We start from the raw sequence: 16,864 nt of genomic DNA, 5'->3' as shown, positions 1-16,864 counted from the left end.
CAATTCAGTCCTGCGCGACCTGTGCCCAACCGAGCTCGGCCAGTTCGCGCGCCTGCTGGCCGGCTTCGAGCGCATGGGCGTTGGACGCGTTGCCTGCGAGGGCGCGCCCCATGATTCCCTGCGCGATCGCTGCGGCGCGAAAGAGGTTGAATGCCATGTACGCGCGCCAGTGCACCGGGTCGACCGGCGGCAACCGGCGCCGTCGCGCATACGCTGCGACATACGCCTCTTCTGTCGGCAGGCCCAGCTCAGCCACCGCGCCGGCATCGAGATCGGCCAGGCCGCGAAACGGCGGCGCGAGGTGCCACGCCATGCAGTGGTACGCGAAGTCGGCCATCGGGTCGCCGAGCGTCGACAGTTCCCAGTCGAGCACGGCGACCACGCGCGGCGCATCGTGCGCGAACACGAGGTTGTCGAGCCGATAGTCACCGTGCACGATGGTCGTCGTCGCCTGGGGCGGCAGGTGCGCCGGCAGCCACTGGATCAGTCGCTCCATCGCGTCGATCGGCTCGGTCTCGCTGGCCCGGTACTGCTTGCTCCAGCGGTCGACCTGCCGACCCATGTAATTGCCGGGGCGCCCGTAATCGCTGAGACCCACTGCCTCCGGGTCGATATTGTGGAGTGCGGCGAGCACGCGGTTCATCTCGTCGCAGATCGCAGCGCGCTCATCGGCGCTCGCGCCGGGGAGGTGCGGGTCCCAGAGCACGCGGCCATCGACGAAGGCCATCACGTAGAAGGTTGTTCCGATGACCGAAGGGTCTTCGCACAGCGCGTGCACTTCGGGGACCGGTACATCGGTATCGCGCAGCGCCCTCATGACGCGGAACTCCCGCTCCACGGCATGCGCCGAAGGCAGCAGCACGCCGGCGGGTTTGCGCCTCACCACGTAGCGGGCCAGCGCCGTCTCTGCCAGGAAGGTCGGGTTGGATTGCCCGCCCTTGAATTGCGAGATGCGGAACGATCGCGCCGCGCTTTCATCGACCTGCTGTGTGAACCAGCGCCCGAGCGTCGCTTCGTCGAAGCGCTGGCGTTCCTGGACTTCGATGGTGCCGCTGAACCGCTCGCTCATGCGGAAACAGTCGGGTGGGATTCGGCCATGGCGGTTGTCTCCTCGGTGGATGCGCGTGCAGAAGTTATCGCGCATGATGTCGCGCCTTCGATGCACCAAGCCTAAGGGCGGCGCCCGGTGTGCCAATGAATGCTTGGAATGGATTTGGATACAGCACATGCATATCTCGCGAGTCGATCTGAACCTGCTGGTCGTGCTCGACACGATTTATACGGAAGGTGGCATCACCAAGGCCGCCGAGAAACTACATCTCACCCAGCCGGCTATCAGCCATGCGCTGGCGCGCCTTCGCGACCTCTTCAACGATCCGCTGTTTGAACGCCAGGGCCACAAGATGGTGCCGACGCCGCTCACCAAGCGGTTGATCGATCCGCTGCGCGGTTCGCTGCAGTCGATCGGCTCGTTGCTCAACGACACGCAGAGCTTCGAGCCGGCGACTGCCAAGAAGCGCTTCGTCATTGGTCTGCGCGACTTCATGGAATCGACCGTGATGCCACCGCTGATGCGCGCGCTCGCCACCGAATCGCCCGACATCGAAGTCTCCAGTGTGCGTGCCAACCGCGGCAGTCTGGAGAGCGAGCTCGCCGCCGGCACGCTTGACCTGGCGCTGGACGTGTTGCTGCCGCTCTCGGATGCGGTGAAGGTCAAGCGCATCAGCGTCGACGGGCTGGCCGTGGTCGCGCGCAAGGACCATCCGGCGATTCGCGGTGAAGTCGACCTCGAAACTTACCTGGCGCTGCGCCACGTGTTGGTGACATCGCGCCGGCAGGGGCCGGGCTTCGAGGACATCGAGCTCAGGCGGCTTGGCGTGCAACGGCAGATCGCGTTGCGTTGCCAGTTCTACTTCGCGGCCTGCCGCACGGTGTCGCAGACCGACCTGGTGCTGACGATGCCGGAGAGCTATGCGCACATGGCCAACAAGCAGTTTGGCAACCAGGTGCTGGCGATGCCGGCTCCGCTGTCGTCGCTGGACGCGTACCTCTATTGGCATGCCAGCACGGACAACGACCCGGCCAATCGCTGGCTGCGCTCGGTCATGTTGCGCTGCTGCGGGTACTGAGCCCGATCGCCCGCCGCGCTTTGGCCGTCGCGCATGCGGGTTTGTGCCAATGACAAGCGCAGCCTCGACTCCCAATATCGCAAATCTGTTATAACAAATACGGCCTTGCGAAAGCGATGCGCCCCAGGAGACGATGTCCATGAAAAGACGCACATTTCTTCGAGCCACCGCGGCGGCCGGCGTGATGGGCTTGCCTGGCGTGCGTTCCGCCTACGCGCAGACCGCGCCGATCCGTATCGGCGTCATGTTGCCGCTGAGCGGCATCGGCGCCGAAGCCGGCGCCGCCTGGCTGGCCGGTGCCAAGATCGGCGTTGCGCAGTGGAACGAGAAGGGCGGGGTGCTCAAGCGGCAAATCGAGCTCGTCGCGCGCGACGACAAGTTCAGCAGTGCCGGCGCCGTCGCTGCGGCGCGCGACCTGGCGGGCAGCGGAGTGAACCTGCTCATCGGTGGCTCGCAGTCGCCGATGGCGCTCGCCACCGCACCGCTCCTTCCCGAGCTCAAGGCCGTGATGGTCGCCCCGTGTCCGACGGTGATGACGCTTACGCACGAAAGCTTCCAACGCAACTTCTTCCGCCTCTCGTGGAACGCGTACATCGCATTCGCCGGCATCGGCAACATGCTAACGAGCCGGTTCAAGGATGTGGAGACCTGGTCTTGCATCGTGCCCGACAGCGAGAACGGGCGCGACATGGCGCGCTATTTCACGGTCGGCGTGCAGCGTGCCGCGGCCAAGGCCGGGCGCAAGGTCAAAGTGCTCGACCCGGTGTTCGCGAGCCTCAACAAGTCCGACTATAAGGTCGAGATCAACGGCCTGATGAATGCGCCGTCGCAAGGCCTCTTCGTCGGCCTGACCGCCGCCCCGTGCATCAGCCTCCTGCAGCAGGGCCGTGCAGTCGGCATGGACAAAAAGTTCAAGGTCATCGGCGATGCCGGCACCGAATTGATGATAGCCAAGGCAATGCAGAAATCGACGCCGGCCAATCTGTGGAGCATCAGCTACTGGGCGCCGGGCACGGAAGCCGGCAAGCGCAACGCGCTCAGCACGCCGCTCTACGACGCCTATGTGAAGCTCACCAACGACAAGAGCCCGCCGAGCATCGTGCAGTCGAGCCACCGCTGCGCGCTCGCGCTGTTCAACGCGATCCAGAAGGCGGGCGACACCGAGACCGATGCGGTCATCACCGCCCTCGAGGGGCTCGATTTCGACACGGCAGTCGGCAAGTACCACATCCGCAAGGAAGATCACCAGGGCCTCGGCACGGCCTACATCGCGAACGTGGGCGTGCGCGACGCGGACCCGGGCTACGGAATCATCGACGCGATTCCCTACAGCGAAGCGGAGGTCGCAGAACCCCCGTCCCCCGGCAAACCGATCGAACTCTAAGAGGACACGACCATGAACTTCAAACGACGCGATCTTCTGAAGGGTGCTGCGGGATCGGCCGCATTGGGTCTTGGCGCGACGCACATCGTGCGCGCACAGCCGGCCCCGATCAAAGTGGGCGTGATGCTGCCGATGAGCGGCATCGGTGCCGAGGTGGGGACCGCCTGGCTGTCCGGCATCAAGGCGGCACAGCTGCAATGGAACGAATCCGGCGGCGTACTCGGCCGGCAGATCGAGCTGGTGGTGCGTGACGACAAATTCACCAGCGCCGGTGCGGTGGCCGCAGCGCGAGAGCTGGCAGGCGAGGGCGTGACCGTGTCGATCGGTGCCGGGCAATCGCCGATGGGCCTGGCCATCGCGCCCATACTGGCGGAACTCAAGACGGTCGTGGTCGCGCCTGCGCCCACGGCGATGTCGCTTACGCACGAGAACTTCAGCAAGTATTTCTTTCGTGCGTCCTCGAACGCGCTGATCCTCTACGGCGGCATCGGCAACATCCTCGCCACACGCTTTTCGGACGTGAAGAGTTGGGCCGTGATCGCGCCCGACAGCGAGAACGGACGCGACGTCGTGCGCTACTTCAAGTTCGGCGTGGAGCGCGCGGCGGCCAAGACCGGCAAGCCGACCAAGGTGATCGAGCCGATCTATGCCTCGCTCAACAAGCCTGACTACAAAGTCGAGATCAACAACCTGATGAATTCGGGCGCCGAGGGCCTCTTCATCGGCCTCACCGCTGCACCATGCGTGAGCCTGTTGCAACAGGGTCGGGCGGTCGGGCTGGACAAGAAGTTCCAGGTGATCGGCGAGGCCGGAACCGAACTCCTGATCGCCAAGGCAATGCAGAAATCCACGCCCAGCAACCTCTGGGGTACCACCTTCTGGGCGCCGGAGCTCGAACCCTTCAAGAGCAAATATCCGGAGAGCGCCAAGCTCATGGAGAACATTGTGAAGGTGACGGGCGACAGGCACCCCGCCGGCATCGTGCAGGCCACGCATCGCTCCGCGCTCGCCATCTTCAATGCGTTGAAAACAGCGGGATCGCCGGACCCCGACGCGCTCATTGCGGCCCTCGAAGGCCTGCAGTTCGACACCGCCTCCGGCCCTTATCGCCTCCGCAAGGAAGATCACCAGGGCATCGGCACCGCGTACTTCGCCAAGATCGGCGCGCGCGATGCAGCGCCGGGCTACGGGCTGGAGGAGGTTGTGCTGATCAACGAATCCGAGATCGTCGAGCCGCCGACGCCGGGCAAGAAGTACGAGGGCTGAGTGTGGTCAATGAATTGATGTTCGCGGTGTTCAACGCCGCTGCATTCGGCATGGCGATCTTCGTGGTCGCCGCCGGCCTGACGCTGATCTTCGGGCTCATGCGCCTGCTCAACATGGCGCAGGGGGGCTTCTTCATGATCGGCGCCTACACGGCGTACTCGGTGATGGGACGCGACGTGCAGTCGCTGGGCATGTTTCTTTTCGCGTCGCTGGTGGGCGGCGTGGTGGTCGCGCTGCTCGGGCTCGTGACCGACCGGCTGGTGTTGAAGCGCCTGCGCAACGTCGATCCGCACTATGTGCTCATCGCGACCTTCGCGCTGATGATGGTGTGCACCGGCGTGACCAAGCTGATCTGGGGCGTCGACTTCTTCTCGGTGAATCCGCCGCCCGGCCTCGACCAGCCACTCAACCCTTTCGGTCTCTTCTTCTCGGCCTACCAGCTCTTCGTGATCGGCGCCGGCCTCGTGGTTTACCTCGTCCTCGAGGTGGCGATCCATCGCCTGTGGTTCGGCAAGCTGATGCAGGCACTTGCCGCCGACCCGTGGATGTCCGGCGTCCTGGGGCTTAACGTGTCGTTCGGCATTGCGTTGAGCGTGATGGCGAGCTTCTTCCTGGCCGGCCTCGCAGGCGGCATGCTGCTGCCCAACCAGAGCCTTTCTACCGGGCTGGGCGATTCCTATCTGATGTACGCCTTCTTCGCCGTCATCATCGGCGGCCTCGGCAACATCCGCGGTGCCTTCATCGGATCGCTGGTGCTCGGGCTCGTGCAGAGCCTGAACACGGTGCTCTTGCCGGCGGTGCCGGGCCTCGCGATCTACGTGGTGCTCGCGGGCTTCCTGCTCTGGAAGCCGAACGGGCTCTTCCCGGCGGTCGGGGTGCAAGCCGAATCGGGCGGGGAAGGCCATGGCTCGGGCGGTCTGCATCGCCCGCGCATTTCACGCCAGGCCTGGCAGTTGCTGGGCACGGCCACGGTCGTGCTGCTCGCCTCGCTGCCGCTGTGGGTCAACGCGGGTCCGCTCTACGTCGTCGGCACGGTGTTGATCCAGATCGTGTTCGCCCTGTCCTGGAACATCCTCTTCGGCTATACGGGCCTGGTGTCGTTCGGCCATGCCGGCTTCTTCGCGATCGGCGCCTATCTCACCGCGCTGGCGTTGCGCCACATTGCCGGCGTGCCGTTTCTCGGTGTGCTGGCCTGTGCCGCGCTCTTCGGTGCGCTGGCGGCCTGGGGCATAGGCGCGCTGGCGCTGCGCCGCATGACGGGCGTGTTCCTCGCGGTGCTCACGGTGGCGCTGGCCGAAGCGTTGCGGCTCGTGATCGGTTTCTCGACCTTCCTCGGGCGCGAAGACGGCATCACCGACATTCCGCGGCCCGCGCTCGACTTCGGTCTGTTTCGCATCGACCTCACGAGCTCCAACGCGTACTACTGGTTCCTGCTCGTGACGACGGTGCTGATCACCGGCTTCCTGTGGTGGCTGCTGCACAGTCGCTTCGGGCGCACCTTGCAGACGATCCGGCAGGACTCGGAGCGTGCCGCGTTCATGGGCACCAACGTCGCGCGCTACCGTTTGGCCGCCTTCGTCATCTCGGGCGCGGTGGCGGCGGTCGCCGGCGCGATGTATGCACCGTGGTCGCGCATCGTGACGGTGGAAGAGGTCAACTGGCTCGCCTCCGCACAGCCGATGCTCAACACCCTTCTGGGCGGCGTAAGTTCATTCTGGGGGCCGGTGGTCGGTGCCGGCCTGTTCGCCGCGATCACCTACGCCACGCGGACCATGATGGGCCTCTCGGAACTGATCGTCGGCACCGGCTTGCTGGCGATCATCCTGCTTGCGCCGAACGGGGCGGTCGGGGTCTGGCGCCACATCGAGGAGCGCATCTGGGGTCGACGTCCCCTGCCACCCGGCGCGAAACAGAGCGCGTCGCCGTTAGGCGGACTCGGGATCGGGGGGGCCCGATGAACGCCACCACCGACCTGCTGCGCGTCGACGCGGTCAAGAAAAGCTACGGCGCGATCCAGGTGCTACACGGCGTGAACATGTCGGTTGCACGCGGCGAGGTCTTCGCGATCATCGGGCCCAACGGCGCCGGCAAGACGACCATGTTCAAGGTCATGACCGGCGAGGTCGCCTCGAACGGCGGCAGCATCCATTTCGACGGCAGGGACGTGACCCGCATGCCAGCCTACGAGCGCGTGCGCCAGGGCTTCGGCCGCACCTTTCAGGTGGCGCGCGTGTTCCGCGACTTCACCGTACTGGACAACGTGATCGTCGCCGTGGAAGCACGCCGCCGTCACACCGGTGAGGCGGTGGGGTCGTGGCGGAACTGCGCCCCGTCGGCCGACATCCGCGACGAGGCGATGTCGCTGCTCGCAGACGTGAAGCTCGATGCGCTGGCAGACGGCGCCGCGCGCTTCCTGTCGCACGGCGACAAGAAGCGGCTCGAATTCGTCATCGCGCTGGCCGGCCGTCCAAGCATCCTGATGCTCGACGAGCCGACCGCAGGCATGTCGCCAAGCGACCGCTCGGACATTGCGAAGCTCGTGTCGCGTACCCGCAAGGAGCGCGGCATCACGGTCGTCATGACCGAACACGACATGGACGTGGTGTTCGGCTTGGCCGATCGCATCATGGTCATGAACTATGGCGAGGTCGTGTCGACGGGCACTGTCGACGAAGTGCGCAACGATCCGAAGGTGCGCGAGGTTTACCTCGGCAAGGAGATGGTCGGTGCTTGAAGTCCGCGAAGTCGACGCCTATTACGGCGACAGCCACATCCTGCTCGGCCTGCAGCTCTCGGTGAAGACCGGGCAACGCGTCGCGCTGCTGGGGCGCAACGGCGCCGGCAAGTCCACCTTGCTGAAAAGCGTGATGAACGCAGGCCCTCGGGTCCACGGGATCGTGCGCTTCAACGGCCAGGACCTGCGCGACCTGCCGACGCACAAACGCACGCGCCTGGGTCTTTCGCTGGTGCCGGAAGACCGGCGCATCTTTAGCCATATCACGGTGGCGGAGAACATCGCGATGGCGCGCTACGGTGCCGCGGCCGATCGGCCCGCAGTGCCGGTCGCAGACATCGTTGCACGGTTCCCGATGCTCGCGCCGCTGCAGGAGCGCTACGGTGGCCAGCTCAGCGGCGGTCAGCAACAGTTGCTCGCGGTTGCCCGCGCGATGGCGGCCAATCCGTCGCTCTTGCTGCTCGACGAACCGACCGAGGGGCTCGCGCCGATCATCGTGGAAGAGATGGCGCACGACGTGGTGCGCACCTGCTCCGACAAGAACGTCGCGCTGCTGCTGTGCGAGCAGAACATCTGGTTCGCCCGCCGCTGCACACACTACGTCTATGTGATCGACACCGGCCGCATCGTCTTCGAAGGCGACTGGGACGCCTTCGACCGCAACCCCCATGTCCAGCAGCGCTACCTCGCGCTCTGACACGTTTTCTCATTCTTTCAATTCAGTTTCAGGCCCCTCGCCATGGATTTGCAATACACCCCCGAACAGAACCAGTTGCGCGAAAGCGTGGAGCGCTTCGTGCGCGAGGAATACGACTTCAGCCGCCGCCGCAAGCTGGTGACCAGCGATGCCGGCCATGACGAAAGCTGCTGGCGGCAATATGCCGACTTCGGCTGGCTCGCGATTCCGTTCAGCGAAGCGGAAGGAGGCATCGGCGGCGACGCAACCGACACCGGCATCGTGATGGAAGGCGTCGGCCGCGGTCTCTTGCTGGAGCCTTATCTTGCCAACGTGGTGCTGGCCGGTGGCGTGCTGAGCGCGCTGGGCAACGCCGGCCAGAAAGCCGAATGGCTGCAGCCGATGATGCTTGGACAGCGCAAGCTCGCATTGGCCCACAGCGAGCCCGGCGCACGCTACGAGATCAGCACCTGCGCGACAACTGCGCGTCGCGAAGGCATGCGCTGGGTCATCGACGGGCGCAAGTCGCTGGTCTACGGCGGCAGCACGGCCGACACCTTCGTGGTGATCGCGCGCACCGCCGGCAGCGTCGATGACCGCGACGGTCTCTCCGCATTCGTCGTCGATGCCGCGACGCCCGGCGTGAGCGTGACGCCTTATGCGCTGCACGACGGCCAACGCGCCGCCGACGTGACGTTCAGCGGCGTCAAGGTGGACGCACAACGCCTCCTGGGCGCCGAAGGCCAGGCGCTCGCGCCGCTCGAACGGGTGATCGACCAGGCGATCGCGGCCGTCGCGTCGGAAGCCGTCGGCGCGATGGCGACGCTGGTCGACATGACGCTGGAATACCTCAAGACGCGCCAGCAGTTCGGCCGGCCCATCGGCACCAACCAGGCGTTGCAGCACCGCATGGTCGACATGTACATCGCGCTCGACGAAGCGCGCTCGATGGCGCTCTACGGCGCGCTGATGCTGGCCGAGCCCGACGCAGCCGCACGCCGCAAGGCGCTCTCCGCAACCAAGATCGAGATCGATCGCACGGCGTGCCTCGTCGGGCAGGAAGCCGTGCAGCTGCACGGCGCGATGGGCGTCACCGAGGAGCTCGCGGTCGGTCATTACTTCAAGCGCCTGTCGATGATCGGGGTGAGCTTCGGCGACCGCGACTGGCACCTGCGCCGCTACGCCGAGGCTTGAGCCCCCATGGAACTCACCCTTTCCCCTGAAGAGCAGCGCTTCGAAGGCGAGGTGCGCGCCTTCATCGCCGCCAACCTGCCGGACGACATCCGCGAGAAGGTGCGCCTGGACAGGCACCTGGGCCGCGAAGACTTCATGCGCTGGCAGCAGATCCTCGGCAAGCGGGGCTGGTTCACCGGCGCCTGGCCCCGGAAGTTTGGCGGTCAGGAGTGGTCGGCGATGCAGACCATCATCTTCAACCGCGTCGCTGGCGAGATGCGCTGCCCGGAGCTGCAGGTCTTCGGGCCTGCGATGGTCGGGCCGGTCCTCTACACCTTCGGCACGCCCGAGCAGCAGGCGCAGCATTTGCCGGCGATCCGCGATTCGTCGATCTGGTGGTGCCAGGGCTATTCGGAGCCCGGCGCCGGGTCCGACCTGGCGGCGTTGCAGACACAAGCGGAGAACGCCGGCGACCATTACCTGGTCAACGGCCAGAAGATCTGGACCTCCTTCGCGCACCATGCCGACTGGATGTTCGGCCTCGTGCGGACCAGCCGCGAAGGCCGGAAGCAAGAGGGCATTTCATTCCTGCTCATCGACATGAAGACCCCGGGCGTCGAGGTGCAGCCGATCCGCATGATGGACGGGCGGCACTACCTTAACGCGGTCTTCTTCAACAATGTGAAGGTGCCGCGTGCGAACCTGATCGGCGAAGAAGGCCGAGGCTGGACCTACGCCAAGTTCCTCCTGGAGCACGAGCGCGTGGAGAACGCCAATCTGCGCTTCATCACGCAGGAACTGCAGAAGCTGCGCAGTGTGGCGAGCGAGGTCATGAGCCATGGCCGACCGCTCATCGAAGACCCGGCCTTCGCGGCGGCGATGAGCGCGGTCGAGATCCAGTTCAAGACGCTGGAGATCGGCCTGCTGCGCACGCTGTCCGACATGCATGCCGGCGCCACCGTTGGCGCCGGCAAGTCGTCGTTCATCAAGATCCGCGGCACCGAGATTGCGCAGCGCATCACCGAGCTGCTGGTGCAGGCGAGCGGTGCCGATGCGCAGCGCTACCAGCCGGGTCCGCTGTTCGACCAGGGCCGGGCCGACGTCCTCGGCCCGGCGCATGCGCTCGGGCCGGTGGCGACCTATCTTTTCTGCCGCGCGATGACCATCTACGGCGGCAGCACCGAGGTTCAGAAAAACATCATGGCCAAGCATGCGCTCGGCCTCTAAGACATGACCGACGACGTCGACTACCTCCAGGGCGAAAAGCCACTCCACGAATACCTGCGCGAGCACGCGCGGCGCCATCCCGACAAGGCCGCCATCGTCTGGTACGGCCGCGAGATCAGCTACGGCGAGCTCGACCGCTTCAGCGACGCCTTCGCGCACGATCTCCATGCGCGCGGCGTACGCAAGGGCGACCGCGTCGCGCTCTTCATGCAGAACTGTCCGCAGTACCACGTGGCGCACTTCGGCATCCAGAAGCTCGGCGCGATCGTGAGCCCCTGCAGTCCGATGTTCAAGGCGCACGAATTTGCCTACCAGGTGGGCGACCTCGGCGCCAAGGCGCTGGTGGTGGCCGATCACTTGGTGCCCATCGTCCAATCGGTGCGGGACCGCGTCGATGTGCCGCACGTCTTCAGCGTGCGCTACGCCGACCTGCTGCCGCCGGAGCCGACGATCCGCGTGCCCGACGACGTCGCCGCGCGCCAACCCCTGCCCGAAGGCACGATCGATTTCCACGCCACCATTACCGCGCCCGATGCGCCCGCGCCGAAGATCGACCTCTCGATGGACGACGTCGCACTCATGACGTACACGTCCGGCACCACCGGCATGCCCAAGGGCGCGATGCTGAGTTACCGGAACGCGCTGTACAAGACGGCTGTCGGCGAAGAGATGTTCTGCATCCGCAACGAGGAAGTGATGCTCGCCGTGGCGCCGATCTATCACATCGCCGGCATGATCTGCGGCGTCACCATGCTCGCCTACACCGGCGCCACCGTGGTGCTGCTCAACCGCATGGACGCGCTCGCGGTGCTGCAGGCGATCGACCGCCACAAGGTCACCTGGTGGTACGCGATGGCGCCGATGCTCGTGGCCGCCATGAGCGAGCCCGACGCGAAGCGGTTCGACCTGTCGTCGCTCCAGACCACGATGGGCACGAGTTTTGGCATCAAGCTGACGGAAGAGCTGGCGGCCAATTGGAGCGAGTTCGCCAACGGTTGCCTGGTCTACGAAGCGGGCTACGGCCTCTCGGAGACGCACACAAACGACGTGCTGATGCCGCGCGACGGCGTGCGCTGGGGCACCAACGGAGTGCCGGGCAGGGGCGTGGACCTGAAGATCATCGACCTCGACGGGCAAGCGGTGCCGAACGGCCAGACCGGCGAAATTGTGGTTCGCAGCCGCGGCGTTTTCCATGGCTACTGGAACAAGCCCGAGGCCACCGCGGAGGTGCTGCGCGACGGCTGGGTGCACACCGGCGACATCGGCAAGATCGACGACGCGGGCTACCTGACCTTCATTGGGCGCATCAAGGAAATGATCAAGGTCTCCGGCTTCAGCGTGTTTCCGGAGGAGGTCGAGTCGATCCTGATCCTGCACCCTGATGTTGGACAAGTTGCGGTCATCGGCGTACCGGACGCGGACAAGGGCGAGGTGGTCAAGGCATTCGTCGTGCCGAGCCGCGACGCGGCCAAGCCGTTTGACTGCGCCACTTTGCTTGTGTGGGCACGCGCGAATATGTCGCACTACAAGGTGCCCCGGCAGTTGGAGCTTCGCGATTCGCTGCCTGCGACCGGTACTGGAAAGGTGCTGCGGAGGCTGTTGAAGGGAGCTTAAGCCGATCACGGACAGCAGACTCGACCTGAGAAAATCGGGGGACCGCAGCTCCCATCTGCACTGGCACAGGTGTTGAAGGATGCCCGCTGAATAACCCTGGGACGGATGCTGCAGTGACGGTCAAAAAAAGTTCTAGCCGCAGGCGCAAGTGTCCGATGGCGTTTTTTGCTTTCTTGGCTGATCCGGATGTCTCTGCAGTCAACGCACAAATGACGCGATCGCGCGGGCATCGTTGCGCCGGGCCAGATGCACGCGTGCCGCTTGGTCGCGAAGATCGTGGTTCCCCTAGAGAAAGTAGCCTGTCATCAGAGTACGTGAACGAAGAGGTATCGGGCGCGCTGACTGGTTGGGCAATGCGTCGATCGCTTACGGCCGGCGGCTGCGAGTCGCATGGTTGACTGCGCCGCGCGATGGCTAATGCTCCACTCCGCGTTGCCCAAGCCACCCTAGTGCAGAGACCAAGAGAAATTTGATGCTCAACAGCGACCATCCCTGGACCCATGTCTACGCACCCGGTGCCACCTGGAGCGCGCCGCTGCATGCGATGCCTGTGCCGCAACTGCTCACCAATACTGCCGCACGGTGGCCGGACCAGGCCGCGCTGCGCTTCGAGGGCCGCACCTTCAGCTATGCAGAGCTTGACGCGCTGACAGACCGCATGGCGCAGGGCCTGCGCCGCATCGGCGTGCACCAATGCACGCATGTCGGGCTCTATCTGCCCAATACGCCGCATTACTTCATAGCCTTCTTCGCCATCCTCAAGGCGGGCGCGGTGGTGGTGAACTACTCGCCGCTCGACGCGGCCGCGGTGCTGGCACACAAGATCGACGACAGCCGCACCGATGTGATCGTCACGCTCGATACGCCCGAGCTCTTCTCAAAGATAAACGGCTACCTCGACAGCATGCGACTGAAGACTCTGATCATCGGTTCGGCGGGCGAATTCGAGGTCGGCGCGAAATTGGCTGACCGCGGCATTTCCTGGGACCACCGGCGCGTGCGTTTCTCCGATGTGTCCGCGCAGCGCGACACGCCATTTCTGCCTGCCGCCACCGACCTGTCGGCCATTGCGGTGCTGCAATACACGGGCGGCACCACCGGCCACCCCAAGGGCGCGATGCTTACGCACTCGAACCTCAGCATGGCAGTGTCGCAAATCGAAGAGATGTTGATCGGCCCCGGAACGCTGCGGCGCGGGGCCGAGCGATTCCTGGTGGTGCTGCCGATGTTCCACGTCTACTCGATGGTGTTGAACATGATCTTCGGCTTTGCCATCGGCGCCGAGCTCGTGGTGCACCAGCGCTTCGACCTGGCGGCGGCGTTGCGGGAAATCGAAGAAAGCAAAATCACCGTCTTCCTTGGCGTGCCGACGATGTACGTCGGCTTCATCGGCCACCCCGACATCGAGCGCACCGACCTGTCGTCGCTCAAGTGGTGCAACTCCGGCGGCGCGCCAATCGCTGGCGAGGTCTTCAGTAATTTCGTACGCATGGCGCGCTGCCGACTGCTCGAAGGCTGGGGCATGACCGAGATCTGTGGGGTCGGTACCCTTACGACCGGCGCCGGCTCGCCTGCGCCCGGGACCTGCGGCGTGCCGGTGCCGGGTGCTGAGGTCAAGGTGATCGATCTCGCGACGCTCACCGATCTCCCGCTGGGCGAGTGCGGCGAAATCTGCATCCGCGGTCCGCAGGTCATGAAAGGCTACTGGAACAATCCTGTTGCCACCGCCGAGGTGATGACCGCCGACGGGTTCATGCGGACCGGCGATGTGGGCTACATGTCGGACGACGGCTTTGTCTACCTGGTCGACCGTACCAAGGACATGATCATCTGCAGCGGCTTCAATGTCTACCCACGCAACATCGAAGAAGCGATCTACCGCCATCCGTCGGTCGAGGAAGTGAGCGTGATCGGCGTGCCGGACGCCTACCGTGGCGAATCACCCAAGGCTTTCATCAAGTTCAGGCCGGGCATCGAGCCGCTCACGCTCGATGCACTGCGCAGCTTTCTGGAGGACTACCTCGGCAAGCACGAGATGCCGCAGGCGATAGGGCCGCGCGCCGAACTGCCGAAAAACCGCCGCTGCCAAGCTGTCAAAGAAAGAGCTATATGCGGAAGCCGCGGCCGAAATGGCGGGCAAGTCACCGAAGTGATCGTTACGCGTTGATAGTGCTCATCACACTCCCAGGCAATCAAAAAAGGAGACAACCGCATGAAGAAAACAGTTACGACTTTCGCGCTCGCTGCGCTGCTCGCAGGTCCTGCTTATGCCCAGAAGGATGAGACTGTTCGCATTGCATTCATCGACCCGCTCTCGGGCGCGTTTGCCAACGTCGGTGCCAACCAGCTCAAGAGCTGGCAGTACGTTGCCGAACAAATGAGCGGTGGCAAAAACCCGGCCGGCGTCAAGTTCGAGGTCGTCGGTTTCGACAATAAGGGGTCGCCGCAAGAAAGCGTGAACGCCCTGCGCGCAGCGATAGACCAGGGCTTTCGCTACGTGACGCAGGGCAACGGCTCGGGCGCAGCACTCGCTATTAGCGAGGCCGTGGCCAAGCACAACGAGCGCAACCCCGGCAAGGAGATCGTGTACCTCAGCTATTCGGCCAAGGACCCGTCGCTCACCAACGAGAAGTGCAATTACTGGCACTTCCGGCTAGACGCCGACACGACTGTGCGCATGGAAGCGGTCACCGCCTTCATGAAGGACCAGCCGAAGATCAAGAAGGTCTTTCTCATCAACCAGAACTACTCGCATGGCCAGCAAACCGTGCGCTTCTTTAAGGAAGGCATCGCGCGCCAGCGGCCCGACGTGCAGATCGTCGGCGAGGAGTTGATCCCGATCGGCACGGTGAAGGATTTCGCGCCTTACGTGGCGAAGATCAAGATGTCTGGCGCCGACACCATCGTCACCAGCAACTGGGGCAGCGACCTTACGCTGCTGGTCAAGGCTATGAACGATGCCGGTCTCAAGATCGGCATGTACACCAACGATGCCAACGTGTCGGGCACGCCCACCGCGCTGGCTGCGGGCGGCGACAGCGAGGTCTATATCGTCTCGCCGAACCACAACAACCATACCGGTGAACTCGGTGCTCTCTCGGCCGGCTTCAAGAAGAAGTACAACGACGATTACTACATGTACACGTCGTACAACGGCATCGTGCTGCTGAGCGATGCCATGGCCAAGACCCGATCGACCGACCCCGCGAAAGTGGCTGCGGCGATGGAAGGCATGACCATCAAGAGCTTCGCTGGCGAGGCGACGATGCGCAAGTCCGACCACCAGATGCAGCAGGCGATGTTTATCTCCAAGTGGCAGAAGGTCGACAAGACTAATCCTTACAGCGTGGAGAACACCGGCTACACCTTCGCGCCCGTCAAGCGACTCGAGCCCTACGTGGCGAGCACGCCGACCAGTTGCGTGATGAAGCGGCCGTCCTGATGCGGTAAAGCCTTGCAGGAACTGGCCTGGCGCCGGGCGGCTGGCGTTCGCACTGCAGCCGCAGCTGACCCACTCCCAAGTTTGAACGACTGACCTTTAGATTGTGGCTAACTTCTTGCGGTAGTCTGTCGCAGCGTTTGAGATTGTTGGCTCGGTAAGCACTGCGCCTTCGATCGGCTGGACTATCAGCCAATGGATGACTGGACGTTCTACGGAGAGGCCGAAAATCCTTGTCTCTAAGCCGGCGTTCATCGCACCGCCGCAGCCGTCAGCGGCTCAGCCCGCCTCTCAGTGCATGCAGCGCCCGAGTGTTTGATCGCATGCGAGGACGGGCGCACGGTAAGCGTCCAGTTTCCCCACCTTGATTGTAAAAAGGCGAAGAGCGATGGTGTCCACCTATTTTTAGTGGACACCTATGCACTCCAACACACTGCGACGGCGCCATAGCACCGAACTCAAGCAACAGGTACTGACTGCGTGCGCGCAACCGGATGCGTCGATCGCCGCGGTAGCTCGCGCGTTTGGCTTGAACGCCAATCTCGTGCACAAATGGCGCCGTGGACGCGAGGCAGGTCCAGTTGCGTCGGCCGCATCGACGGCGGTTGCCGAGTCGGCGCCGCAGTTCATCGCGTTGTCGTTGTCGTTGCCCTCGCCACCTCCGACCTCGGCCCCGGCACCTGCGCTGGAGGTTGCTGCTGTCGTGGCCGAGGCGATCCGTCTTGAGTTCAAGCGCGGCGCGCTCGGTATGAGCGTGACGTGGCCGGTCTCGGCAGCAGCCGACTGCGCAGCGTGGCTGCGTGAGGTGTTGCGATGATCCGCATCGACGCACTGTGGCTGTGCACGAAGCCAGTGGACATGCGCTCTGGCGCCGAGCGACTGCTCGCGCACGTGGTCCACGCCCTGGGCAGCGCCAACGCTCACCACGGCTACCTGTTCGCCAATGCGCGGGCCACGCGCATCAAGATGCTCGTGCATGACGGCTTCGGCGTGTGGTGCGCTGCGAGACGGTTGAACGTCGGGCGCTTCGTGTGGCCACGCGAGATCGATGCGACCCTGCCGATTGCGCTCACGCAAGCGCAGTTCGACGCGCTGGTGGTTGGGCTGCCCTGGCAGCGCTTGCCCGAGATGGGCGCGATCACGCGCCTCTAGAAGCCGAGCTCGCGAAGGCGGTGCGTTGACAGCGCATCCCCCAATGGTGGCGAGTCTGCGGGACCCGCAT

The 16,864-nt window shown here is 64.6% G+C and carries 14 protein-coding genes; 13 read left to right on the top strand and 1 reads right to left on the bottom strand.

All coding sequences use genetic code 11. The features are described 5' to 3' along the window. Window positions 1–4: 4 nt before the first annotated feature. Complete coding sequence (locus tag QN397_RS20620) at window positions 5–1,069, bottom strand: phosphotransferase (protein WP_323501789.1); 1,065 nt, start codon at window positions 1,067–1,069, stop codon at window positions 5–7. 157 nt (window positions 1,070–1,226) lie between these two features. Between QN397_RS20620 and QN397_RS20615 the strand changes: the two genes are divergently transcribed. The 13 genes from QN397_RS20615 to tnpB all read left to right on the top strand — a co-directional run bounded on the left by QN397_RS20615 (window position 1,227) and on the right by tnpB (window position 16,794). Next, window positions 1,227–2,129 carry a LysR family transcriptional regulator gene (locus tag QN397_RS20615; protein ID WP_323501788.1) on the top strand — a complete coding sequence of 301 codons (903 nt, stop codon included), beginning with the start codon at window positions 1,227–1,229 and terminating at the stop codon, window positions 2,127–2,129. 139 nt (window positions 2,130–2,268) lie between these two features. Then, on the top strand, window positions 2,269–3,513 hold the full coding sequence (locus QN397_RS20610) for an ABC transporter substrate-binding protein (RefSeq protein ID WP_323501787.1): 1,245 nt from the start codon (window positions 2,269–2,271) through the stop codon (window positions 3,511–3,513). A 12-nt stretch (window positions 3,514–3,525) separates the two neighbouring features. Further along, the gene (locus QN397_RS20605; protein ID WP_323501786.1) at window positions 3,526–4,779 is read left to right on the top strand and encodes an ABC transporter substrate-binding protein; all 1,254 of its coding nucleotides are present in this window, start codon (window positions 3,526–3,528) and stop codon (window positions 4,777–4,779) included. Window positions 4,780–4,781: 2 nt separating this feature from the next. Beyond that, window positions 4,782–6,737 (top strand): ABC transporter permease, encoded by a 1,956-nt coding sequence (locus QN397_RS20600; RefSeq protein ID WP_323501785.1) that lies wholly within the window; start codon window positions 4,782–4,784, stop codon window positions 6,735–6,737. Continuing rightward, on the top strand, window positions 6,734–7,513 hold the full coding sequence (locus QN397_RS20595; RefSeq protein ID WP_323499114.1) for an ABC transporter ATP-binding protein: 780 nt from the start codon (window positions 6,734–6,736) through the stop codon (window positions 7,511–7,513). The genes QN397_RS20600 and QN397_RS20595 overlap by 4 nt, the downstream gene beginning before the upstream one ends. Beyond that, a complete protein-coding gene (locus tag QN397_RS20590) occupies window positions 7,506–8,210 on the top strand; it encodes an ABC transporter ATP-binding protein (RefSeq protein ID WP_323499115.1) in 705 nt (234 codons plus the stop codon). The genes QN397_RS20595 and QN397_RS20590 overlap by 8 nt, the downstream gene beginning before the upstream one ends. Window positions 8,211–8,252: 42 nt before the next feature. Continuing rightward, on the top strand, window positions 8,253–9,383 hold the full coding sequence (locus QN397_RS20585; RefSeq protein WP_323501784.1) for an acyl-CoA dehydrogenase family protein: 1,131 nt from the start codon (window positions 8,253–8,255) through the stop codon (window positions 9,381–9,383). Window positions 9,384–9,389: 6 nt separating this feature from the next. After that, window positions 9,390–10,589: an acyl-CoA dehydrogenase family protein gene (locus tag QN397_RS20580; RefSeq protein WP_323501783.1), complete on the top strand. Its 1,200-nt coding sequence runs from the start codon at window positions 9,390–9,392 to the stop codon at window positions 10,587–10,589. Between the two features lie 3 nt (window positions 10,590–10,592). Continuing rightward, on the top strand, window positions 10,593–12,203 hold the full coding sequence (locus QN397_RS20575) for an AMP-binding protein (protein WP_323501782.1): 1,611 nt from the start codon (window positions 10,593–10,595) through the stop codon (window positions 12,201–12,203). 472 nt (window positions 12,204–12,675) lie between these two features. Next, a complete protein-coding gene (locus tag QN397_RS20570) occupies window positions 12,676–14,370 on the top strand; it encodes an AMP-binding protein (RefSeq protein WP_323501781.1) in 1,695 nt (564 codons plus the stop codon). 45 nt (window positions 14,371–14,415) lie between these two features. Continuing rightward, window positions 14,416–15,645, top strand: a complete 1,230-nt coding sequence (locus QN397_RS20565; protein ID WP_323501780.1) for a branched-chain amino acid ABC transporter substrate-binding protein — start codon at window positions 14,416–14,418, stop codon at window positions 15,643–15,645. A gap of 415 nt (window positions 15,646–16,060) precedes the next feature. Next, window positions 16,061–16,459: an IS66-like element accessory protein TnpA gene (gene tnpA, locus QN397_RS20560; protein ID WP_323501779.1), complete on the top strand. Its 399-nt coding sequence runs from the start codon at window positions 16,061–16,063 to the stop codon at window positions 16,457–16,459. Further along, entirely contained in the window at window positions 16,456–16,794 is a 339-nt protein-coding gene (tnpB, locus tag QN397_RS20555) for an IS66 family insertion sequence element accessory protein TnpB (protein WP_323501778.1), read from the top strand. The genes tnpA and tnpB overlap by 4 nt, the downstream gene beginning before the upstream one ends. Window positions 16,795–16,864: the final 70 nt, after the last annotated feature.

The sequence above is a fragment of the Variovorax sp. RTB1 genome (assembly GCF_035018765.1).
GTDB lineage: Bacteria > Pseudomonadota > Gammaproteobacteria > Burkholderiales > Burkholderiaceae_C > Variovorax.
This window is presented reverse-complemented; position numbering and strand designations above follow the sequence as displayed.